The organism is Streptomyces sp. PL-29 (assembly GCF_058344425.1).
Map to the genome: position 1 here is coordinate 4,035,251 of NZ_CP136996.1, position 20,352 is coordinate 4,055,602.

Below are 20,352 nucleotides of genomic sequence, written 5' to 3' on the forward strand. Positions count from 1 at the left end.
AACCGACGGACATGAGTACGACAGACAAGACGCCCACCGGGACGCCGCCCGAGCCCTCCCCGGGGGACCCCTCCGAGGCGGAGGCCGGCTCCCAGCTCTCCACCGCACCCGTCGAGGACAGCGGTCCGGTCGGCATCGGAGTGATCGGCTGGGCCCGGTGGTTCTGGCGGCAGCTCACCTCCATGCGGGTGGCGCTGATCCTGCTCTTCCTGCTGTCACTCGGCGCCATCCCGGGCTCCCTCGTCCCGCAGACCAACGTCGACGCGCTGAAGGTCGCCGAGTGGAAGCGGGACAACCCGTCCTACGTCGGAGTCGCCGAGGCGCTCCAGCTCTTCGACGTCTACAGCTCCGTGTGGTTCTCCGCGATCTACCTGCTGCTGTTCATCTCGTTGATCGGCTGCATCGTCCCGCGCGCCTGGCAGTTCGTCGGCCAGCTCCGCGGCCGACCGCCGGCCGCCCCCAGGAGGCTCGACCGGCTGCCCGCCCACACCACCTGGCGCACCGACAGCACCCCCGACGAGGTCCTCTCGTACGCGAGGGCGCTGCTCGGCGCGAAGCGCTTCCGCACCGAGGCGGGCACCGGGCACATCGCCGCGGAGAAGGGCTACCTCCGCGAGGCCGGGAACCTGATCTTCCACGTCGCGCTGATCGTGATGCTCGTCGCCTTCGCCTGGGGCCAGTACTTCAAGTCGGAGGGCGGCAAGCTGGTCCTGCGCGGCACCGGCTTCTCGAACACGCTCACCCAGTACGACGACTTCAAGCCCGGCACGCTCTTCCACCCGGACGACCTGCCGCCGTTCAGCTTCACCCTGGACCGCTTCGACGCCACCTACGAGATGTCAGGCCCGCAGCGCGGCACCCCGCGCGACTTCACGGCGTACGTCACCCTCAGCGAGGGCGCCCACGGCACGCCGCGGAAGCGCGAGATCCAGGTCAACAAGCCCCTGGAGATCGACGGGTCCAAGGTCTACCTGCTCGGCCACGGCTATGCGCCGATCATCTCGGTCACCGACCCCACCGGGAAGGTGATCTACAAGGACGCCGTCCCGGTGCTCCCGCAGGACGGCAACCTCACCTCCACCGGGGCCGTCAAGGTCACCGACGGCTACAAGGACAAGGACGGCAAGCAGGAGCAGCTCGGCTTCAACGCCGTCTTCGTGCCGACCTTCGCCGGCGAGGGCATGGGAACGATGTTCTCGCAGTTCCCCGCCCTGCTGAACCCGCAGCTCATGCTCAACGCCTGGCACGGAAGCCTCGGCGTGGACTCGGGTCTGCCGCAGAACGTCTACCGACTCGACACCTCCAAGATGGAGATGTTCAAGGACGCCTCGGGCGAGCAGTTCAAGCAGAAGCTGGCGCCCGGCGACACGATGACCCTGCCGAACGGCGCGGGCACCGTGACGTTCGAGGGCATCGAGCGGTGGGCCACCTTCTCCGTCACCCAGCAGCCCGGCAGCGGCCTCGCCCTCGCGGGTGCGATCGCCGCCATCGCGGGCCTGGCCGGGTCGCTGTTCATCCAGCGCCGCCGGATCTGGGTGCGCGCCGTGGCGGGCAAGGACGGCGTGACCGTCGTGGAGATGGCGGGCCTCGGCCGCAGCGAGTCCGCCAGACTCCCGGAGGAACTGGCGGACCTCGCCGCCACGCTGCACGAGCAGGCGCCGACCGCGACGCCCGCCGAACCTGTCGAAGAAACCCCTGAAGGAGAGCGCGGATGACGCCGCTCGCAGCCGCAGCCAACGAGAATCTGGCTGAGATCAGCAACTACCTGGTCTATTCGTCGATGGCGGTCTACACGCTCGCCTTCTTCGCGCACATCGCCGAGTGGACCTTCGGTAGCCGCAGCAAGGTGGCCCGCACGGCCGCGGCGCTCACCGGCTCCACCGCGGCCGCGTCGGCTGCCCCGGCCGTGCAGGTGCGCGGCAAGGGCGGCGCCACGGCCGTACTGGACCGGCCCCGGGTCACCACCCGCTCCGGCGCCGGAACCCGTGACGTCCCGGACGGCCCCGGCGCCGCCGGCGGCACCGTGCAGGGCGACCTGTACGGGCGGATCGCGGTCTCGCTCACCGCGCTCGCCTTCCTCGTCGAGGCGGCCGGAGTGGTCACCCGCGCGATGTCGGTCGAGCGGGCCCCCTGGGGCAACATGTACGAGTTCTCGATCACCTTCTCCACGGTGGCCGTCGGCACGTACCTGGTGCTGCTCGCCCTCAAGAAGAACGTCCGCTGGCTCGGCCTGATCCTGGTCACCACCGTCCTGCTGGACCTCGGCATCGCGGTCACCTGGCTCTACACCGACAGCGACCAGCTGGTTCCGGCCCTGCACTCGTACTGGCTGTGGATCCACGTCTCCACCGCCATCTTCTGCGGCGCCGTCTTCTACCTCGGTGCGGCCGGCGCGGTCCTCTACCTCTTCCGGGACTCCTACGAGGCCAAGCTCGCCGGCGGCGGCAAGCCCGGCAGGATCACCTCCTCCGTCCTGGAGCGCCTGCCCTCGGCGGCCTCGCTGGACAAGTTCTCGTACCGCATCAACGCGGCCGTCTTCCCGCTGTGGACCTTCACGATCATCGCGGGCGCGATCTGGGCGGGCGACGCCTGGGGCCGCTACTGGGGCTGGGACCCCAAGGAGGTCTGGTCCTTCGTGACCTGGGTGGCGTACGCCTGCTACCTGCACGCCCGCGCCACCGCCGGCTGGAAGGGCCGCAAGGCCGCCTACCTGGCCCTCTTCGCCTTCGCCTGCTGGATCTGGAACTACTACGGCGTGAACATCCTGCTCAGCGGCAAGCACTCGTACGCGGGCGTCTGACCGGCGGGAGTGAGACGCTGGTGGCATGTCCCTCGTGAGCCATGCCACCAGCGAACGGCGCGGCGAGAACCACTGGCTGCTCCGCTTCGAGCTGCATCTCCCGTACGCCTACGAGGCCCTCTGGCACGCCCTGACCACGCCCGAGGGGCTGCGCGGCTGGCTGGCCGCGGCCGACGTGCTGGAGCGGCGGCTCGGCGGGTCCGTCACGCTGCGCTGGCTGAACACCCCCACCGTGGCGAGCGGACACGTCACCGCCTGGGACGTGGAGCGCGTCGCCGAGTACACGGTGAGCGAGCAGGGCCGGATCCGCTTCCACCTGGAGGCGGTCGGCACCGATTCGACGGTCGTCCGGTTCGTGAACGAGCGCGGCGGCTCCGACGAGGACCGCCTCGACTGCCTGGCCGGCTGGCACGAGCACTTCGAGCTGTTGGACGCCGCGCTGGCCGGACGCCCGACGGACTGGTCCGCCTGGACGGACGCCCGCCGGGCTCGGCTGCGCGAGTCGTACGCGTCCTTCAGTCGGGTCCCCAAGGCCTCCTGAGGCCTTCCGGCCGGAAGCCCGGCCGGCCCTAGTCGGCGTCCTTGCCGTTGTCCTTGTCCTTGTCCTTGTCCCGGTTCTTGTCCCGGTTCTTGTCGTCCTGCTCCTCGCGCAGGGACTTCAGGAATTCCGGATTGTCGTCGGGGGCCACCCACTGGGTGCGGCCGCCCCGGGGGCGCCGTACGTCGCCGGAGGCCACCCGCTGCTTGCCCGCGAACAGCCACACCACCGGCCCCACGATGGAGAAGAGCAGGATGATGATCACCCACATCGGCTTGGGCAGGTGCTTGACCTCCTGCTCCGGCGTGTTCAGGCAGTCGATGAAGGCGTAGATGGTCAGCGCGATGATCAGCAGGAACGGCAGGTAGCGCAGCACGGTGTGGGACCGACTCCCGGGCAGTGGCGACGGACCCGCAAGGGGCCCCGGTGACGCTCCCAGCGTAGTTGGTGACGGATACTGACCCCTATGGCTTACGACGATCTCCGCTCGCTGCTCCGGGCTCTGGAGCGAGAGGGCGACCTCAAGCGCATCAAGGCCGAAGTCGACCCGTACCTGGAGGTCGGGGAGATCGTCGACAGAGTGAACAAGGCGGGCGGTCCCGCGCTGCTCTTCGAGAACGTCAAGGGCTCGGCCATGCCGCTGGCCATGAACGTCTTCGGGACCGACCGCCGCCTCCTGAAGGCCCTCGGCCTGAAGTCGTACGGCGAGATCAGCGAGAAGATCGGCGGCCTGCTGAAGCCGGAGCTGCCGCAGGGCTTCATCGGGGTGCGCGAGGCCTTCGGCAAGCTCGGCTCGATGGTCCACGTCCCGCCGAAGAAGGTGAAGGGCGACTCCGCACCCGTCCAGGAGGTCGTCCTCACCGGTGACGACGTCGACCTGGACCTGCTGCCCGCCCTCTTCACCTGGCCCAAGGACGGCGGCTCCTTCTTCAACCTCGGCCTGACGCACACCAAGCACCCCGAGACGGGCGTGCGCAACCTCGGCCTCTACCGACTCCAGCGCCACGACAAGCGCACCATCGGCATGCACTGGCAGATCCACAAGGACAGCCGCAACCACTACGCCGTCGCCGCGGCCAAGGGCCAGCGGCTGCCGGTCGCGATCGCCTTCGGCTGCCCGCCCGCCGTCACCTACGCGTCCACCGCGCCGCTGCCGGGCGACATCGACGAGTACCTCTTCGCCGGCTTCGTCGCCGGCAAGCGGATCGAGATGGTCGACTGCAAGACCGTCCCGCTCCAGGTCCCGGCCAACGCCGAGGTCGTCGTCGAGGGCTGGCTGGAGCCCGGCGAGATGCTCCCGGAGGGCCCCTTCGGCGACCACACCGGCTTCTACACCCCGCAGGAGCCCTTCCCGGCCCTGAAGATCGACTGCATCACGATGCGCAAGCGGCCGCTGCTCCAGTCGATCGTGGTGGGCCGCCCGCCGACCGAGGACGGCCCGCTCGGCCGTGCGACGGAGCGGTTCTTCCTGCCCCTGCTGAAGATCATCATCCCGGACATCGTGGACTACCACCTGCCCGAGTCGGGCGGCTTCCACAACTGTGCGATCGTCTCGATCGACAAGAAGTACCCCAAGCACGCGCAGAAGGTCATGCACGCCATTTGGGGCGCCCACATGATGTCGCTGACCAAGCTGATCATCGTGGTGGACAAGGACTGCGACGTCCACGACCTGCACGAGGTGTCCTGGCGGGCCCTCGGCAACACGGACTACTCCCGCGACCTCACCGTGGTCGAGGGACCGGTGGACCATCTTGACCACGCCTCCTACCAGCAGTTCTGGGGCGGCAAGGCGGGCATCGACGCCACCAAGAAGCTGCCCGAGGAGGGCTACACGCGCGACGGCGGCTGGCCCGACATGGTGGAGTCCGACCCGGCGACGGCGGCCCTGGTGGACCGCCGCTGGAAGGAGTACGGCCTGTGAGTCCGATCCCCGTGGACGGCCCGGAACTGCACCTCGGCACCGCGGAGGCGTACGTCGTCCTGGCGCGCCCGAAGATCGACCCGACCCAGCCCGGCGTGATCGCCGCGGCCCGGGACGCGGGCGTGAGCCCGGAGGAGTTCGCCGGGCCCGGCGACGTCTGGACGCTGATGTACGACGCGGACGGCGACGGCGACGGCTTCGAACTGCCCGGCGCCCGGGACACCGAGGCCGACGCCTTCGCGGAGCGGTTGCAGCAGGCCCTGGCGGCGGCCGAGCCCTTCACGGTCGAGGCCGGCAACTTCCTGCGCCTGGACGCCCGGCCCGCCGGCGCCGACTGGGCGGTCACCGCGCACGTCACCCCGCCCGAGGGCGAGCCCGACGGCCCCGCCGCCCGGACGCTGGACCTCGGTGCGCTGCGGGCGCCGGACCTGCTCGCCGACCTCGAACGGTTCCGGAGGGAGGTCGCATGATGGCCACCGCCGACGGAGTGGTCGGACAGGGGCCCGCCCCGGAGGCCGCCAACAAGGTCAGGGCCTTCCTGCGGCTGGTGATGATCGAGCACTCGGTCTTCGCGCTGCCGTTCGCCTACATCGCCGCCCTGACCGCCATGTTCCAGCTCGACCGGACCGTGCACTGGGGCAAGCTGCTGCTGGTCACGGTCTGCATGGTGGGGCTGCGGACCTTCGCGATGGCCGCGAACCGGATCATCGACCGCGAGATCGACGCCCGCAACCCGCGGACGGCGGGGCGTGAGCTGGTCACCGGTGCGGTGTCGGTCCGCTCGGCCTGGACCGGTGCGGCGATCGCGCTCGTGGTCTTCCTCGGCTCGGCGGCTCTGCTGAACCCGCTGTGTCTGGCGCTGGCGCCGGTCGCCGTCGTCCCGATGGTGGTCTACCCGTACGGCAAGCGGTTCACGAACCTCCCGCACGCCATCCTCGGACTGGCCCAGGCGATGGGCCCGGTCGGGGCCTGGCTGGCGATCACCGGGGAGTGGTCCTGGGACGCGGTGATCCTGGGTCTGGCGGTCGGCGTCTGGATCGGCGGCTTCGACCTGATCTTCGCCTGCCAGGATGTGGCCGCCGACCGCGCGGAGGGCGTCAAGTCCGTCCCGGCCCGCTTCGGCGTCCCGGCCGCCCTGTGGGGCGCGCGCGGCTCCCACGTCGTGACCACGGCCCTGCTGGCCTGGTACGCGCTCGCCACGGACGCGGGCCTGCTGTTCTGGGCCGGTCTGGCGATCGTCGTCGTCGCCTTCGTCTACGAGCACACCATCGTGACGCCGCACGACCTGTCGCGCCTGAACCGGGCCTTCTTCACCGTGAACGGCTTCATCGGCATCGCCCTCTTCGTGTGCGCCCTGGCCGATCTCGTGGTGCGGGGCCTGACCTTCTGAGCAGCCTGCCACCTGCCGTCGAGCGCAGCGGCCGGGGCGCCGCCGGGACCGACGCCGGCAGATGCGCGAGCGGCTTCCCGGGCAGGGCTGCGGGAGGCCCCGGGCCCGCCCGCGGACCGGGCGGTGGTCAGCCCGTGACGGCCGCCGGGCGGCGGCGGGCCGGGCGCTGGAAGTACAGGGCCGTCACGATGCCGGCCACCAGGCCGCACAGGTGTCCCTGCCAGCTGACGCCCGAGTCCGTCGGCATGATGCCGGAGACGACCGTGGTGCCCCAGACAGCGGCCACGCCCACGGCCACCGCGATGCCCAGCGCCTTGCGCTCGACGAAGCCCCGTACGAGCAGATAGCCGAAGAGGCCGAAGACGATGCCGGAGGCACCCAGCGTCATGGTGCCGGACGGGGATATCAGCCAGGTGCCGAGGCCGTCGGCGAGCAGGATCAGGCCACACACCGCGAGGAACCGGCGGATCCCGGACAGGGCGGCTATGAAGCCGAGGACCAGCAGCGGGACGCTGTTGGCGGCGACGTGGTCGAAGCCGAAGTGCAGGAAGGCCGCGGAGACGACGCCGGTGAGCGTGTCGGGGTCACGGGCGACGATCCCGTACTGGTCGAGGGCGTGACCGGTGAGGTGGTCGACTGCCTCCAGGGCCCACAGCAGGGCCACCCAGCCCAGCATCAGCTGGGCAGCCGCCTTGGCCCTGCGGGTCTGCGTCCAGCCGGTATCGACCGTCGTGCTCATCTTCGCCCCCTTCGCGGCTCCCCCTACGGGAACGTGCGGTCACCTTACTGAGTGCCCGCACGGCGTGGCCGGATAGTCTCGGAGGTATGACAGAGCGCAATCGCACGCCGTGGGTGGTCGGGGTTTCCGGAGCGTCCGGGACGCCCTACGCGGCGGCGGTGCTCCGTGGCCTGCTCGCCGCGGGGGAGAGCGTCGACCTGGTCGTGAGCCGGGCCTCGCGTCTCACCCTGCTGGACGAGACGGGCATCGCCTTCCGTGACGCGCACTGGCGCGCGGACCTCGCGGAGTGGCTGGCACGCGGAGCCGACGGCAAGCCGGGGACCTTCGAGGGCCTGGCGGCCGACGCGGACGTGCGGTACTGGGGTGCCGGGGACCTGGCCGCCGGCCCGAGCTCGGGCTCGTACCCGGTCAAGGGGATGCTGATCGTCCCGGCGTCCACGGCTTGCGTGGCGGGGGTGGCGCTCGGGCTGTCGAAGGACCTGCTCCAGCGCGTGGCGAGCGTCACGCTCAAGGAGCGGCGCCGACTGGTGGTCGCGGTGCGGGAGACCCCGCTGAACGGGCAGACGCTGAAGCATCTGGTGGCGCTGGACGAGGCGGGTGCGGTCGTGCTGCCGGCCTCTCCGGCGTTCTACGCGGGTGCGACGCACATCCAGGATCTGGTGGACTTCGTCGCGGGGCGGGTGCTGGACGCGGCAGGGGTGCCGCACCGGCTCTACCGCCGCTGGGAGGGGGAGCTGGGAGGCTCCCGCGCTCCCCGGGAGGCGAACGGTGCCGACTAGGCCGGTGACTAGGCCTTCTTGCGGCCGAGCGGCTTGCGTGCCTTGTCGACGCGGGCGGCCGCGACGGGCTGGTGGGCTCGGGATCGGTTGGCCAGCTCCTGGAGCTGTCGCATGTGTGCGTGCGCCATCTCGATCGTGAACACGGTGTATCACTCCTGAAGATCGTTAGTGATCTGATGAAGGAAATCGCAGGGTGTTGACCCCGCATGCCTTAGATTCTATACCTAGACTTGCAGGATCGCCGAATAATGGAAGGCCCCACGTCATGGACACGGTGGACAGGCAGCTCATCCAGGCACTCCGGGAGAACGGTCGCGCCTCATATGCGGAGCTGGGCCGTCTCGTGGGCCTCTCCGGCCCCAGCGTCACCGACCGCATCAACCGTCTGGAGACGGCCGGTGTCATCACCGGCTACCGCGCGACGGTCGACTCCGCCTCGCTCGGCCTCGGCGTCACCGCACTGATCGGCATCTCCCTCTCCGACGCCGCCGACCACGAGGACGTGGCGCGGCGGCTGCGCGACCTCGCGGAGATCGAGGACTGCTGGTTCATCGCCGGCGACGACTCCTACATGCTCAAGGTGCGCGCCAGCGACGTGGACGGCCTGGAGAAGATCATCCGCAAGCTCTCCGGCACCAAGGGCGTCTCGCGCACCCGCACCACCATCGTGCTCTCCACGAAGTGGGAGAACCGGGTCGGGGAGCTGCCCGAGGAAGCCTGAGAGTACGGTGGGTCAGGGTTTGCAGGACAGGCAAGAGGCATCTAGAGGAGGCGACCGGTACATGGACGCTGGGCTCAAGCGTGAGCTGGAGGAGAAGGTCCGCTCCGGCGAGCGGCTGACCCGTGAGGACGGCATCGCCCTCTACGAGTCGGACGACCTGGCCTGGCTCGGTGGCCTCGCCCACGAGGTGCGCACGCGCAAGAACGGTGACGTGGTCCACTTCAACGTCAACCGCCACCTCAACATGACGAACGTGTGCACCGCGTCGTGCGCCTACTGCTCCTTCCAGCGCAAGCCGGGCGAGAAGGACGCGTACACGATGCGCATCGAGGAGGCCGTCCGCCTGGCCAAGGCCATGGAGACGGAGAACCTCACCGAGCTGCACATCGTCAACGGCCTGCACCCGAACCTGCCGTGGCGCTACTACCCGCGCTCGCTGTCCGAGCTGAAGAAGGCCCTGCCGAACGTCTCGCTGAAGGCGTTCACGGCGACCGAGATCCACCACTTCGAGACGATCTCCGGCATGTCGGCCTCCGACATCCTGGACGAGCTGATCGAGGCGGGCCTGGAGTCGCTCACCGGCGGCGGTGCGGAGATCTTCGACTGGGAGGTGCGCCAGCACATCGTCGACCACCGCACCCACTGGGAGGACTGGTCGCGCATCCACCGGCTCGCGCACGCGAAGGGCCTCAAGACCCCCTCGACGATGCTGTACGGGCACATCGAGGAGCCGCGCCACCGCGTGGACCACGTGCTGCGGCTGCGGGAGCTCCAGGATGAGACCGGCGGGTTCCAGGTCTTCATCCCGCTGCGCTACCAGCACGACTTCGTGGACATGCAGGACGGCAAGGTGCGCAACAGGCTCCAGGCGCGCACGACCATGGCCACCGGCGCCGAGGCGCTGAAGACCTTCGCGGTCTCGCGGCTGCTCTTCGATAACGTGCCGCACGTCAAGGTCTTCTGGGTGATGCACGGCGTGCAGACCGCCCAGCTCGCACTCCAGCACGGTGCGGACGACATGGACGGCTCGGTCGTCGAGTACAAGATCACCCACGACGCGGACAACTACGGCACCCCGAACAAGCTGGGCCGCGAGGACCTGCTGGAGCTGATCCGGGAGGCCGGCTTCCGCCCGGTCGAGCGCAACACGCGCTACGAGATCATCCGCGAGTACCCCGGCCCGGACGCGAACCTGCGCGAGACCCCGCAGGCGATGCGCGTCTGACCCTCCGGCGCCCGGCGCCCGGCGCGCCGCAGCCGCTTCCGGCGAGTTAACCCCGGCCCATGGGCCGGGGTTTAGCTTTGCCTGGACGACCCATGAGGTAATGACTGAACTCGCAAAATGGCCACTACTTTCACCCTGGATCCGGTCGTCGGGCCCTCCCTGTGTGAGGGAATCCTCGAACTCTGGGTCGACGTCTCCAATGCGGGCGGCGCCGTGGGCTTCGTGCCCCCGGTCACCCACGACGACGTCCGCCCCTCGCTTGACGAGCACCTCGTCGGCGTCGTCGACGGGAGCCGCCGGCTGCTGGTCGGGCACGACGAGGCCGGGGCGGTCGCCGCGACCGCCTTCCTCGTCCGCAACGCGCACCGGCTCCATCGGCACTGGCTGTGGGCCTGCACGGTGATGGTCCATCCGCGCCACCAGGGCAGGGGCCTCGGGCGCGACCTCATGGCCGCCACCGAGGCGGCGGCCCGCTCGATCGAGGGAATCGACGCCATCCGCCTCAGCTGTCGCGGCGGCTTCGGCCTGGAGCGCTTCTACGCCTCCTGTGGCTACAAGCAGGTGGGTCGCGTCCCCGGCGCCGTCCGCATGGCCCCAGGCGACGACCGCGACGACATCACGATGCTCCTGCCGCTCCTGTGACGGCGGCCGGACGGGCCGCCCCCGCGCACCCCGGCGGGCCGCTGCCGGGTCTCGGCATGCTTCACTGGAAGGCGCCGTGCGACGCGTGACGCCCGGCGCGTGACGCACGACGCATCCGACCACGACGAGAGAGAAGGGGTCACCGTGTCCCTCAAGCCGAGCGCAACGATCCGATACACCGCGATGCGCCTGGGCATCTTCGTCGGCTGCCTCGCCGTCGTCGCGCTCCTCGTCCGGTTCGGCCTGGTCCCCGCCGGGCTCGGCGACGCCAACGGCGCCTGGGTCGTCCTGCTCGCCCTCGTGCTCTCCGCCCCACTCTCCTTCGTCCTCCTGCGCAAGCAGCGTGACGAGATGTCCGCGCAGATCTCCGGGCGCGTCGCGGGTGCGAAGCAGAAGCTCGCCGAGAACCGCAGCCAGGAGGACCAGGCCGACGACGCGGCGCGCGTCGGGTCGTAACGCCCCCGTTGGCTTCCTCACACACCGAACCGCCCCAGCGCCGGGTACGCCGCCCGTAGCGCTGGGGCGGCGGCGTTCTCCGGGCCCGCGCAAGAGGGCCCCGTGCGCCGCTGTCTCAAAGCGCCCCTTTGAGATTCCCAAAGGATGAGTGTTAGCGTGTTCATCATGTTGACCACAGCTGCGCACCCGATGATCACGAGCGTCCCGCTCGTGATGCGCCTGCACGTCGACCTCTGCCGCCGCGCGTCCGCGGCCTGTTGCTGTTGAGCTGAATCGATACAGCAGCGGTCCCGGCCGGCCCTTCCTGGCTGCTGCCGCACCGCAACACCCGCAGAACCACCCCCCTCACCCCGTGCGCCACCTCCGGAGAGTGTCCGTGTCCGCGACCCCACAGGCCCCTGCCAAGGCCTCGTTCAAGTTCCCCTTCTGGGCCCAGATCGTCGCCGGTCTCGCCCTCGGCGTCCTCTTCGGCTGGATAGCCCGCAGCCAGGACGTCAGCTGGCTCGGCACCACGTTGGAGAAGACCGGCGACATCTTCGTCCAGCTGCTCAAGCTGGCCATCGCCCCGCTCGTCTTCTTCGCGATCCTGGTGTCGATCACCAACCTGCGCAAGGTGAACAACGCGGCTCGCCTCGCCTCCCGCACCCTCCTCTGGTTCATGATCACCTCGCTGATCGCGGTCGGCATCGGCATCACCATCGGCCTGCTGACCGACCCGGGTTCGGGCACCGGCCTGACCGCCGCCGACGGCCAGGAGCCCAAGAAGACCGGCTCCTGGATCGACTTCCTGACCGGCATCGTGCCGACGGACATCGTCACCCCGTTCACCGAGCTGAAGGTCCTTCAGATCGTCTTCCTGGCCGTCGTCGCCGGCATCGCCGCCCTCCAGCTCGGCGCCAAGGCCAAGCCGGTCCTCGACCTCGCCGAGTCCGCCCTGGAGCTCCTCCAGAAGGCCCTGTGGTGGGTCATCCGCCTCGCCCCGATCGGCACCATCGGCCTGATCGGCACCGCGATCGCCACGTACGGCTGGGACCTGATCGGCAAGTACGCCACCTTCACCGCCGACATCTACATCGGCTGCGCCCTGGTCATGTTCGGCGTCTACCCGCTGCTGCTCGCGACGGTCGCCAAGGTCAGCCCGATCCAGTTCTTCAAGGGCGCCTGGCCCGCCATCCAGCTGGCCTTCGTCTCCCGCTCCTCCGTCGGCACCATGCCGGTCACCCAGAAGGTCACCGAACGCCTCGGCGTTCCCAAGGAGTACGCCTCCTTCGCCGTCCCGTTCGGCGCCACCACCAAGATGGACGGCTGCGCCGCGATCTACCCGGCACTCGCCGCCATCTTCATCGCGCAGATCTTCGACGTGCAGCTGGGCATCAAGGAGTACCTGCTCATCGTCTTCGTCTCGGTCATCGGCTCCGCCGCGACGGCCGGCCTGACGGGCGCCACCGTCATGCTGACGCTGACCCTCTCCACCCTGGGCCTCCCGCTCGCGGGCGTCGGCCTGCTGCTGGCGATCGACCCGATCCTGGACATGATCCGCACGGCCACGAACGTCGCCGGCCAGGCCCTGGTCCCGGTCATCGTCTCGGCCCGCGAGGGGATCCTGGACAAGGAGGCCTACGGCAACGCCTCGGCCTCCCCGCTGGACGAGCCCGCCGCCCCGGTCGTCGTCGACGCCGCGCCGCAGCCGGCCGCCGCGACCGCCTGAGCAGCCCGCACATCCCACACTCCGCGGTCCCCGCCCCCGTCCGGGCGGGGGCCGCGGCGTCTTTTTCCCTGCAGGACGCCGGACGGTGCGGGCGCGGACGAGTGCGGTCGTCGAGACCGGCAACGGGCCGCGATCAGCAACGAGCCGCGAACGGTACCGGCCGCGAACCACCAGCGGCCCGCCGTGCGGCGGCGGGCCCCGAACGGCCGAGGAGGCCGCGTGGCGCGGGCAGACCGGTGTACCCGCGGGGCGGCCTCAGCCGAGCGTCTCGATGCGAACCCATGCGAGCACCCCCAGAACGAGCGGCGGCGCGAGCCACCACGAGCCCAGCAGCCTGCGGACGGGTGGGGCGAGCGTGATCAGGAGCCCGAGCGCGCTCAGGCAGAGGGAGAGGAAGACGGCCGCGGCCGTGCCCTCGTACCCCTGGTGGTCCCATGAGGCCTGCGGCCCGCGGGACACGGCGGCGTAGACGAGCACGGCGTTCAGGGCGTGCACGAGGGCGAGGAGGAGCCCGAGCACCCGGCGCGCCCAGCCACGGTCCGCGGGCGGGACGATGGTCCCGCTGCCGTCTGTCATCCCATCGCGTCCTTCACCTTGCCGAGAGCGTCGCCGAAACCATCGCCGTAGTCCTGGGCCTTGCCCGACCGCCAGTACGGGCCGCCGTTGTAGCGGGCGGCGATCTCCCGCATCTGGGTCTCGGTCAGCCGCTCCGCGGGCACGTCGCCGTACCCCGCCTCGGCCTTGAGCCGGGCCAGATGGCCCGCAGCGATGAACGCATTCTGCTTCGGATCCTGGAGCGACTCCTCCACCAGGTCCCGCTGGGCCCGCGTGAGGTGCGCCGGATCGTAGCCGAGCACCTCGGCGCCCCGGCGCAGCTGGATCGCGAGCGGCCCGAACGAGGTCTCGTCGGGCATCCCGCCCAGCCGCCACGGCAGGTCCCGCGGCGAGAGGGGGCTCAACGGCGAGGCGGCCGCGCCGCGCAGGGTGTCGGTGAGGTCGTCGGTGAGTCCGTACTGCCCGCCGATCTCCTTCCAGGCGATCCCCGCGACGAGTTCCTCGGGCAGTCCGGCATGCCCCGCGGCGGCCCGCAGCAGCTCCTTGTTGCGGGAGATCCAGCGGGCCCGCTCCTCGTCGTCGCCCGGAGGGTCCCAGTAGCTGTCGTCCGCCACAGGCAGAGACGAGATCCGCATCCGGATGTCACGCAGCGCAGGTGACATCTCGGCGTCGCCGACCGCCGGCGCCGTCTCCCGTTTCGGGCCGCTGCCGGGCAGGCGGGTCAGCGGAGAGGCGGCGGCCTCCGCCGCCTCCCGACGGATGTCCGCCATCGCCGCATACAGGTCGGGCCGTGCGCCGCCGCCCGGCACCCTGAACTCGGGGAGCAGCCCGTATGCCTGTTTCAGCGCGTGGACGCACGTGGCGCGGGCCTCCTCCTCCACGGTCTTCGCGAGGTGGAAGCTGCCGCCCGCCGCGTCGTGGAGCCGGTCCGCCTCCTCCCGGATGTCGTCGACGTCCAGGGTGACCTCGGCCAGAAAGTCGAGGAATCCGGTCGTGGCCCGCATGTCCTCCCACCGCCGCATGGGCTCCGCCGCCCGCGCGGCCTCGGTGACCGCCACGCCCTTGGTGCCGATGAGCGCCGCGAGCGCCCGTTCGGTGTGCTTGCCGTTGCGGTAGTGGGACGTCGCGGTGGTGACGGCGGCGGCGTAGGCGTTCAGGGCACTGGCGGCCCTGTCGTAGCCTTCGGCCATCTGGGCCACCAGCAGCCGGGCCTCGGTGAGGCGCTCGGTGTACGTGTGGCTGCCTTCGCTCTCCCACTCGGTACGGGTCTCCGCGCGCCGGGCCGGCGCTCCGACCTGCACCAGGAGGTCGCGCAGACGGCGGAACTCGGCGGCGTTGCGCTCGATGAGCGGCGGACTGCACTCCTCCAGGAACGCGACGTCCTCGCGGTGGCTGATCCCCCTGCTCACTTGCACTCCGGCGGCACGTACCGCCCCGAGTCGAGGAGGCCGGCCAGGAAGGACCGGGCGGTGTCGTCGTCCACCTCGGCGAAGCTCGTGCCGGCTGTCTTGAGGCGGGTAGCGAGCCCGGCGAAGAGGGCGACGGTGTCCTTGAACTGGTCGTCGGCGAACGCGGCGAAGCGGAGGGTCTGTGCGGCCACGTCGGCATGGGCGCGCGGGGCGCGCGCCATGGTGCTCGCGTCGCCGTCGGGGCGGCCCTCGTGGAGCAGCGCGGCGATCTCGATCAGGAGGTTCGCGTTCCCGTTGAGGGACGAAGCCGTGGCCACCAGCGCCCCGGCCGGACCGTCACCGCCCGCCCCGGGCGCCGGTACCGGGTCTGGCGCGGGTGCCGGCGCCGACCGGGCGAGGGCTTTGTGCTCCGCCCATTCCGCGTCGAACGACATCCATCCCCCGCGCAGTTGGCGACCGTTCATCGGGAGACGCGGGAGAGGAACCCCCGGTTCCGTCACAGGCCGGACGCGTGTGCGACAAACCCTTCCCAGGCGGGGTGGCCGAAGGCCAGGTGGGCGCGCAAGGTGTCCTTGGAATCGCGGACCAGGACCGCGCGGGGGGTGGTGGCCACCTCGACGCAGTCGTTGATGTCGCCGCTGTCGCTGTAGCTGCTTTTGAACCACTCCGGCTCGGGCTCGTGGATCATGTCTCTCCCAGCACTTGCTCGATGAATGCGACGGACTCCCGTGGCGTGAGAGCCTGGGATCGGATCATGGCATGGCATTGCTCAAGGATCCGGACCTGCCTCGGATCTGAGACGGGGCGGCCGTTGAAGGCCCCTTCGGAACGCCCCACCGCCGATCCGTCCGCGAATTTCAACAGTTGGATCAACCCGCCCATTCCGGCGTGCTCTTCGAGATGGGTGGGCATGACCTGGATCGTGACGTGCCGCAGCTCGGCAATCTCCAGCAGACGTTCGAGCTGGCCACGCATCACCATTGTCCCCCCGATGCGGCGCCGTAGGGTCACCTCTTCCTGGACGAAGCACAGAGCGGGTGCGGGGCTCCGCTCGAAGATCGACCGCCGCGCCATCCGTGCGGCCAAACCGCGTTCGACCTCTTCCATCGTCTGCGGAGGCTGCCACATCTCGAACAGGGCCCGCGCATAGTCGTCCGTCTGCAACAAGCCATGGATGTTGTGGTTGCCGTAAGCCGACAGTTCGACCGCTCGGCCTTCCAGCTTCACCAGGTCCCGCACCTTCTTCGGGTAGCGGACCTGTTCCAGGTCGGCCTTCATGGCGGCGATCTTGCCGCCCGCGTTCAGCGCTTCATCCGCCCTGTCCAGGTACTCGGGGCGGGGGATCCGCTTGCCCGCCTCGACCTTGCGGACCTGGTCCTCCCCGTACTGGATGGCCGCCCCGAAATCGGCGGGCCGTAGGCCGGCTGACTCCCGCCACGCCTTGAGCTGGCGGCCCAGCGCGGCCACCACCGCCGCGCCCTGTTCGTCCTCCGGGTCGACGTCCCAGCCGGGCTCTTCCGTACCGTCACTGCTGTCCAAGCTCATTGCGAGCCCACCTCCGACGAGCCGATGTCCTCAGCGCCCCGTACCCGCCACCTCGGTCCGGACAGCCGCGACAGCACTGGACAAGCTCCGGACAAACCCGGGACGTACGGGCGGTGCCGCTTCTCACGGTACGCACGCACGGACACGCTGAGTGACGTGATTTCTCAATTCGTCGACTTCCAGGTCCAGCTGTCCGCGACCCCGCGCGCCGCACGTCTCGCCCGTCTCCTGACCGTCGAGCAACTACGGGGCTGGGGCCTGCCCCTGATCGAACCCGCGCACGTCGTGGCGGAGCTCGCCGCCAACGCCGTGACCCATGGGCGCGTGCCCGGCCGGGACTTCCGGCTGGCCCTCACGGCGACCCCGGAGGCGCTGCTGATCGAGGTGACGGACGCGCGCGGCGACCGGGTCCCGCGCATCCGCGACGCGGGCTGCGGACTGCTCATCGTCGAAGCGCTGGCGGACCGTTGGGGCGTCAGGGAAGGGCCGTCGCCCTGCAAGGTGGTGTGGGCGGAGGTGCCCCTGGCGGCCGGGTCACGGGGGTCCGCGACCCGGCGTGCTTAGACGCATAAAGACCCAAAGAACCGGAGGAAAGAACCAACCCACCAACCACACCCGGCCCGCGTCGCTCGGTCGGGTGAAAAGTGTCAACTGAGCTGGATTTCGGGTGGGTTGGCGGGCATATGCTCGCCGCGACAACCCCAGACATGAGACGGCCCCCGGTGGGACTGGCATCCCGGCCGAGGGCCTGACCAACAAGGAAGTAGCAGCTTCCCCATGGCTCCCCAGTACCCTAGCGCGCCCTCGCGCGCCACGTCCCGAGTTCCCTCCGGCGCCGCCCGATCCGGTGTCATCCACGTCAACACGTGGCATGCGAGTCACTACACCGTGGTCGGCAACCACCTCCTCCAGCACCGCGAACTGTCCGCGACGGCGATCGGCGTCGCCGCCTACATCCAGTCGCTGCCGGACGGCGCCCCCGTCGGCATCAAGGCCCTCGCCGGCCGCTTCCCGGAGGGCGAGGTGCGGATCGCCTCCGCCCTGCGGGAGCTGGAGAGGCACGGGTACCTGGAGCGGCGGCGCGAGCGGCTGGAGGGCGGGCGGGTGGTGACCCGTACGTACTCGTACAACAAGCCGGGCTCCGCCCCGGAGGCCCCTCCTCCTCCGCCCGGCCGGGAACCCGTACCGGACCCGGACCCCGAGCCGACACCGGAACCGGGGGGCGTACCGCAGGAGGCCGATGATCCCCCGCCCGCGGCGGCTCCCGAGGCGCAGCGGGTGCACCCCGGTGCGGCCGACCTGCTGGCGCGGCTGCGGCGCCGCGATCCGCGGCTCCTGCTGTCCGAACGGGACGTGCGGCGGCTCACGCCGGGCGTGTCGGAGTGGCTGCGGCGCGGCGTCGAACCGGGCGCGGTCGAGCGGGCCCTGTCCTCGGACCTCCCTGCGGACATGCGGCGCCCCGCGTCCGTCCTCGCGTACCGGCTCACCGCCCTGCTCCCGCCGCACCTGCCGCCCGCCCCGCCGGGCCGGCCGGTCCGCCCGCCCGCCCGTCCGGACCCGCTCCAGAACTGCGACGGCTGCGACCACGCCTTCCGCGCCCCGGCCCCGGGCCGCTGCGGCGCGTGCTCGCAGGACGCCCGCTCGACGGACGCCGCGTAAGGGCCTCCGCGGCTGACAGCGGCCCGTCCGCTCCGCGCCGTCGAGCCCCGGCTGGCGCCCGTTCCTGCGGGGTGAGTGACGGGACACGTCCCCGCTGCCCCTCGGGGGCTGGATGGTCCCGGGCGGGGGTCGGGGCCCGCGGTGAGCGTCGGAGACGCGGTGCGCGGTACGGATCTCCTCGATTCCCCCGGCCGTGCGGTGGCGGCGGTCGCGGGGTGGAGCGTCGGTGAAGAAGGGCTCCGGGGGGTGGTCGGGCGGGGGTGCCCCTCCGTAGATTACCGGCGGTAACACCCGTCTAGTCGAGGAGTGTGCGCCGTGGAAGCGGAGCCGAAACCGGTGGAGCCCGTCCGGACGGTCGTCGACGGAGTGGTGCGTGAGGTGCGGGTACCCGCGCTGGCCGCGGCCCCCGCGCACGGATCCCTGGGGGACATCCCCTTCGACAACGCCGCCCAGGCCCCGCACGAGGCCGTACTCGCCCGCAAGGAGCCCGACGGGACCTGGCGCGACGTCACGGCCGCCGAGTTCGCGGCCGAGGTGCTCGCCGTCGCCAAGGGGCTGATCGCCGAGGGGCTGCGCGAGGGCGACCGGCTCGCCATCATGGCCCGCACGACCTACGAGTGGACCCTGCTCGACTTCGCCGGCTGGGCCGCGGGGCTGGTCACCGTACCCATCTACCCCACCGCCTCCGCCCTCCAGGCCCGCTGGATCATCCAGGACTCCGGCGCCGTGGCCTGCGCCGTCGAGGACACCGCGCAGGCCCGCATCCTCAGCTCCGAACGGACCAACCTGCCCCGGCTGGCCCACCTCTGGGAGTTCGACACGGGCGCGATCGGTCGACTGGTGAAGGCGGGGGAGCGCATCCCCGACGCCCTCGTGCACCTGCGGCGGGGCAACCGGACCCCGGACTCCGTCGCCACCCTCATCTACACCTCCGGCACCACCGGCCGGCCCAAGGGCTGCGTCATCACCCACGCCAACTTCTTCGCCGAGGTGGACAACTCCATCGAGCTGCTCCACCCCGTCTTCAAGTCCGTCAGCGAGGACCCCGCCTCGACCCTGCTGTTCCTGCCGCTGAGCCACGTCTTCGGCCGCATGGTCGCGGTCGGCTGCCTCCGGGCCCGCGTCAAGCTCGGCCACGCGCCCAGCATCCGTACCGAAGACCTCCTCGCCGACCTCGCCGGCTTCCGCCCGACCTTCCTGCTCGCCATCCCCTACGTCCTGGAGAAGGTCTACAACACCGCCCGAGCCACTGCCGAGAGCATGGGCCGCGCCTCCTCCTTCGACCGGGCCGCCCGCATCGCGCGCCGCGTCGGCGAGAGCGTCGAGGGCAAGGCGCCCGGGCCGGTACTGCGCGCCGCACGGGCGCTGTACGACCCGCTCGTCTACCGGCGGATCCGGACCGCGCTCGGCGGTCGCGTCCGCTACGTCCTGAGCGGCGGATCGCCCCTGGGGCGCAGGCTCGCCGCCTTCTACACCGGCGCGGGCATCGAGGTCTTCGAGGGCTACGGGCTCACCGAGACGACCGGGGCCAGCACCGTCACCCCGCCGCAGCGGCCCCGGCTCGGCACGGTGGGCTGGCCGCTGCCCGGGACCGCGGTGCGGATCGCGTCCGACGGGGAGGTGCTGCTGAGCGGTCGGCACGTCTTCGCGGGCTACTGGAACAGCGGGCAGGCGCTCCCGTCCGGCAGCTGGCTGGCCACCGGGGACATCGGAGCGCTCGACGCGGAGGGGTACCTCACCATCACCGGCCGGAAGAAGGACCTGATCATCACCTCCGGCGGCAAGAACGTGGCCCCCGCGCCACTGGAGGACCGCCTGCGGGCCCACCCGCTGGTCGGGCAGTGCATGGTGGTCGGCGACAACCGGCCCTACGTCGCCGCGCTGATCACCCTGGAGCCGGACGGGCTGTGGCACTGGCGCCAGATGCGGAAGAAACAGAACGTACCGATGCGGGACCTGGTGCGGGACGGGGAACTGCTGGCCGACCTCCAGCGGGCCGTCGACGAGGCGAACCAGCTGGTGTCACGGGCCGAGTCGATCCGTCGGTTCGCCGTCCTGCCGGGCGACTTCACCGAGGCCCGCGGGCACCTGACGCCGTCGCTGAAGCTCAGGCGGAGCGCGATCGCGCGCGACTACGCGGACCGCATCGACGAGCTGTACCGGGGGCCGCGGGGGACGTGAGCCCGATGGGTCTGGGCTGCGCCGCGGACCCTGGGGCGTCCGCTGGTCGATAATCCGCGACGGATCGCTTGGGTCCAGAGC

Annotated in this window: 23 protein-coding genes; 15 read left to right on the plus strand and 8 right to left on the minus strand. The window is 71.0% G+C overall.

Annotation, left to right across the window (positions count from 1 at the left end; translation table 11 throughout):
• Window positions 1–11 precede the first annotated feature (11 nt).
• The 3 genes from resB to R4Z63_RS18540 are packed head-to-tail and all read left to right on the plus strand — an operon-like array spanning window position 12 to window position 3,341.
• Window positions 12–1,715 carry a cytochrome c biogenesis protein ResB gene (gene resB / locus R4Z63_RS18530; RefSeq protein WP_384446319.1) on the plus strand — a complete coding sequence of 568 codons (1,704 nt, stop codon included), beginning with the start codon at window positions 12–14 and terminating at the stop codon, window positions 1,713–1,715.
• Window positions 1,712–2,800: a c-type cytochrome biogenesis protein CcsB gene (ccsB, locus tag R4Z63_RS18535; RefSeq protein ID WP_037918784.1), complete on the plus strand. Its 1,089-nt coding sequence runs from the start codon at window positions 1,712–1,714 to the stop codon at window positions 2,798–2,800. The genes resB and ccsB overlap by 4 nt, the downstream gene beginning before the upstream one ends.
• A 25-nt stretch (window positions 2,801–2,825) precedes the next feature.
• The gene (locus tag R4Z63_RS18540) at window positions 2,826–3,341 is read left to right on the plus strand and encodes an SRPBCC domain-containing protein (protein WP_037918786.1); all 516 of its coding nucleotides are present in this window, start codon (window positions 2,826–2,828) and stop codon (window positions 3,339–3,341) included.
• A 28-nt stretch (window positions 3,342–3,369) separates the two neighbouring features.
• Here R4Z63_RS18540 and R4Z63_RS18545 read toward each other — a convergent pair whose 3' ends face one another.
• Window positions 3,370–3,714: a PLD nuclease N-terminal domain-containing protein gene (locus R4Z63_RS18545; RefSeq protein ID WP_384446322.1), complete on the minus strand. Its 345-nt coding sequence runs from the start codon at window positions 3,712–3,714 to the stop codon at window positions 3,370–3,372.
• A gap of 90 nt (window positions 3,715–3,804) precedes the next feature.
• Between R4Z63_RS18545 and R4Z63_RS18550 the strand changes: the two genes are divergently transcribed.
• From R4Z63_RS18550 to mqnP, 3 genes are read left to right on the plus strand one after another with little or no spacing between them, the layout of a single operon-like run.
• Window positions 3,805–5,262, plus strand: coding sequence for a menaquinone biosynthesis decarboxylase (locus R4Z63_RS18550; RefSeq protein WP_384446324.1), 1,458 nt, complete (start codon window positions 3,805–3,807; stop codon window positions 5,260–5,262).
• On the plus strand, window positions 5,259–5,732 hold the full coding sequence (locus R4Z63_RS18555) for a hypothetical protein (protein WP_037918792.1): 474 nt from the start codon (window positions 5,259–5,261) through the stop codon (window positions 5,730–5,732). Before R4Z63_RS18550 ends, R4Z63_RS18555 begins: the two co-directional genes overlap by 4 nt.
• On the plus strand, window positions 5,729–6,652 hold the full coding sequence (gene mqnP / locus R4Z63_RS18560; protein WP_384446326.1) for a menaquinone biosynthesis prenyltransferase MqnP: 924 nt from the start codon (window positions 5,729–5,731) through the stop codon (window positions 6,650–6,652). The genes R4Z63_RS18555 and mqnP overlap by 4 nt, the downstream gene beginning before the upstream one ends.
• A 127-nt stretch (window positions 6,653–6,779) precedes the next feature.
• Here the strand turns inward: mqnP and R4Z63_RS18565 are convergent, their stop codons facing one another.
• Window positions 6,780–7,391, minus strand: coding sequence for a rhomboid family intramembrane serine protease (locus R4Z63_RS18565; RefSeq protein ID WP_384446328.1), 612 nt, complete (start codon window positions 7,389–7,391; stop codon window positions 6,780–6,782).
• Between the two features lie 86 nt (window positions 7,392–7,477).
• Here R4Z63_RS18565 and R4Z63_RS18570 point away from each other — a divergent pair, with 86 nt between their 5' ends.
• Window positions 7,478–8,170: a UbiX family flavin prenyltransferase gene (locus R4Z63_RS18570; RefSeq protein WP_037918796.1), complete on the plus strand. Its 693-nt coding sequence runs from the start codon at window positions 7,478–7,480 to the stop codon at window positions 8,168–8,170.
• Window positions 8,171–8,178: 8 nt separating this feature from the next.
• Here the strand turns inward: R4Z63_RS18570 and R4Z63_RS18575 are convergent, their stop codons facing one another.
• A complete protein-coding gene (locus R4Z63_RS18575) occupies window positions 8,179–8,313 on the minus strand; it encodes a hypothetical protein (RefSeq protein ID WP_269084508.1) in 135 nt (44 codons plus the stop codon).
• 122 nt (window positions 8,314–8,435) lie between these two features.
• On the opposite strand from R4Z63_RS18575, the gene R4Z63_RS18580 reads away from it, so the two are divergent.
• The 5 genes from R4Z63_RS18580 to R4Z63_RS18600 all read left to right on the plus strand — a co-directional run bounded on the left by R4Z63_RS18580 (window position 8,436) and on the right by R4Z63_RS18600 (window position 12,922).
• Window positions 8,436–8,891, plus strand: a complete 456-nt coding sequence (locus R4Z63_RS18580; RefSeq protein ID WP_030026281.1) for an Lrp/AsnC family transcriptional regulator — start codon at window positions 8,436–8,438, stop codon at window positions 8,889–8,891.
• Window positions 8,892–8,952: 61 nt separating this feature from the next.
• Entirely contained in the window at window positions 8,953–10,116 is a 1,164-nt protein-coding gene (mqnE, locus tag R4Z63_RS18585) for an aminofutalosine synthase MqnE (protein ID WP_037918797.1), read from the plus strand.
• Window positions 10,117–10,233: 117 nt separating this feature from the next.
• Entirely contained in the window at window positions 10,234–10,758 is a 525-nt protein-coding gene (locus tag R4Z63_RS18590) for a GNAT family N-acetyltransferase (protein WP_384446332.1), read from the plus strand.
• A 183-nt stretch (window positions 10,759–10,941) separates the two neighbouring features.
• On the plus strand, window positions 10,942–11,214 hold the full coding sequence (locus R4Z63_RS18595; RefSeq protein WP_052030316.1) for a DUF4229 domain-containing protein: 273 nt from the start codon (window positions 10,942–10,944) through the stop codon (window positions 11,212–11,214).
• Window positions 11,215–11,584: 370 nt separating this feature from the next.
• Window positions 11,585–12,922 (plus strand): dicarboxylate/amino acid:cation symporter, encoded by a 1,338-nt coding sequence (locus tag R4Z63_RS18600; RefSeq protein ID WP_384446334.1) that lies wholly within the window; start codon window positions 11,585–11,587, stop codon window positions 12,920–12,922.
• A 255-nt stretch (window positions 12,923–13,177) separates the two neighbouring features.
• Here R4Z63_RS18600 and R4Z63_RS18605 read toward each other — a convergent pair whose 3' ends face one another.
• From R4Z63_RS18605 to R4Z63_RS18625, 5 genes are read right to left on the minus strand one after another with little or no spacing between them, the layout of a single operon-like run.
• Window positions 13,178–13,498, minus strand: a complete 321-nt coding sequence (locus R4Z63_RS18605; RefSeq protein WP_384446336.1) for a hypothetical protein — start codon at window positions 13,496–13,498, stop codon at window positions 13,178–13,180.
• Window positions 13,495–14,886: a hypothetical protein gene (locus R4Z63_RS18610; protein WP_384446338.1), complete on the minus strand. Its 1,392-nt coding sequence runs from the start codon at window positions 14,884–14,886 to the stop codon at window positions 13,495–13,497. Before R4Z63_RS18610 ends, R4Z63_RS18605 begins: the two co-directional genes overlap by 4 nt.
• Complete coding sequence (locus R4Z63_RS18615) at window positions 14,883–15,350, minus strand: hypothetical protein (RefSeq protein WP_384446340.1); 468 nt, start codon at window positions 15,348–15,350, stop codon at window positions 14,883–14,885. The genes R4Z63_RS18610 and R4Z63_RS18615 overlap by 4 nt, the downstream gene beginning before the upstream one ends.
• Before the next feature lie 32 nt (window positions 15,351–15,382).
• Window positions 15,383–15,574, minus strand: a complete 192-nt coding sequence (locus R4Z63_RS18620; RefSeq protein WP_037918801.1) for a DUF397 domain-containing protein — start codon at window positions 15,572–15,574, stop codon at window positions 15,383–15,385.
• On the minus strand, window positions 15,571–16,431 hold the full coding sequence (locus R4Z63_RS18625; protein ID WP_037918802.1) for a helix-turn-helix domain-containing protein: 861 nt from the start codon (window positions 16,429–16,431) through the stop codon (window positions 15,571–15,573). The genes R4Z63_RS18620 and R4Z63_RS18625 overlap by 4 nt, the downstream gene beginning before the upstream one ends.
• A gap of 156 nt (window positions 16,432–16,587) precedes the next feature.
• Here R4Z63_RS18625 and R4Z63_RS18630 point away from each other — a divergent pair, with 156 nt between their 5' ends.
• From R4Z63_RS18630 to R4Z63_RS18640, 3 genes are all read left to right on the plus strand, one after another.
• Window positions 16,588–16,995: an ATP-binding protein gene (locus R4Z63_RS18630; protein WP_370466481.1), complete on the plus strand. Its 408-nt coding sequence runs from the start codon at window positions 16,588–16,590 to the stop codon at window positions 16,993–16,995.
• Window positions 16,996–17,319: 324 nt separating this feature from the next.
• The gene (locus R4Z63_RS18635) at window positions 17,320–18,090 is read left to right on the plus strand and encodes a helix-turn-helix domain-containing protein (RefSeq protein WP_384446343.1); all 771 of its coding nucleotides are present in this window, start codon (window positions 17,320–17,322) and stop codon (window positions 18,088–18,090) included.
• Between the two features lie 306 nt (window positions 18,091–18,396).
• On the plus strand, window positions 18,397–20,271 hold the full coding sequence (locus R4Z63_RS18640; RefSeq protein ID WP_384446345.1) for an AMP-dependent synthetase/ligase: 1,875 nt from the start codon (window positions 18,397–18,399) through the stop codon (window positions 20,269–20,271).
• The last annotated feature ends 81 nt before the right edge of the window (window positions 20,272–20,352 follow it).

What these genes read in the sequence shown, in the direction of transcription:
- resB (WP_384446319.1), top strand. Translation starts at nt 12, where the DNA reads ATGAGTACGACAGACAAGACGCCCACCGGGACGCCGCCCGAGCCCTCC.
- ccsB (WP_037918784.1), top strand. Translation starts at nt 1,712, where the DNA reads ATGACGCCGCTCGCAGCCGCAGCCAACGAGAATCTGGCTGAGATCAGC.
- R4Z63_RS18540 (WP_037918786.1), top strand. Translation starts at nt 2,826, where the DNA reads ATGTCCCTCGTGAGCCATGCCACCAGCGAACGGCGCGGCGAGAACCAC.
- R4Z63_RS18550 (WP_384446324.1), top strand. Translation starts at nt 3,805, where the DNA reads ATGGCTTACGACGATCTCCGCTCGCTGCTCCGGGCTCTGGAGCGAGAG.
- mqnP (WP_384446326.1), top strand. Translation starts at nt 5,729, where the DNA reads ATGATGGCCACCGCCGACGGAGTGGTCGGACAGGGGCCCGCCCCGGAG.
- R4Z63_RS18565 (WP_384446328.1), bottom strand. Translation starts at nt 7,391, where the DNA reads ATGAGCACGACGGTCGATACCGGCTGGACGCAGACCCGCAGGGCCAAG.
- R4Z63_RS18570 (WP_037918796.1), top strand. Translation starts at nt 7,478, where the DNA reads ATGACAGAGCGCAATCGCACGCCGTGGGTGGTCGGGGTTTCCGGAGCG.
- R4Z63_RS18580 (WP_030026281.1), top strand. Translation starts at nt 8,436, where the DNA reads ATGGACACGGTGGACAGGCAGCTCATCCAGGCACTCCGGGAGAACGGT.
- mqnE (WP_037918797.1), top strand. Translation starts at nt 8,953, where the DNA reads ATGGACGCTGGGCTCAAGCGTGAGCTGGAGGAGAAGGTCCGCTCCGGC.
- R4Z63_RS18590 (WP_384446332.1), top strand. Translation starts at nt 10,234, where the DNA reads ATGGCCACTACTTTCACCCTGGATCCGGTCGTCGGGCCCTCCCTGTGT.
- R4Z63_RS18595 (WP_052030316.1), top strand. Translation starts at nt 10,942, where the DNA reads ATGCGCCTGGGCATCTTCGTCGGCTGCCTCGCCGTCGTCGCGCTCCTC.
- R4Z63_RS18605 (WP_384446336.1), bottom strand. Translation starts at nt 13,498, where the DNA reads ATGACAGACGGCAGCGGGACCATCGTCCCGCCCGCGGACCGTGGCTGG.
- R4Z63_RS18615 (WP_384446340.1), bottom strand. Translation starts at nt 15,350, where the DNA reads ATGAACGGTCGCCAACTGCGCGGGGGATGGATGTCGTTCGACGCGGAA.
- R4Z63_RS18620 (WP_037918801.1), bottom strand. Translation starts at nt 15,574, where the DNA reads ATGATCCACGAGCCCGAGCCGGAGTGGTTCAAAAGCAGCTACAGCGAC.
- R4Z63_RS18625 (WP_037918802.1), bottom strand. Translation starts at nt 16,431, where the DNA reads ATGAGCTTGGACAGCAGTGACGGTACGGAAGAGCCCGGCTGGGACGTC.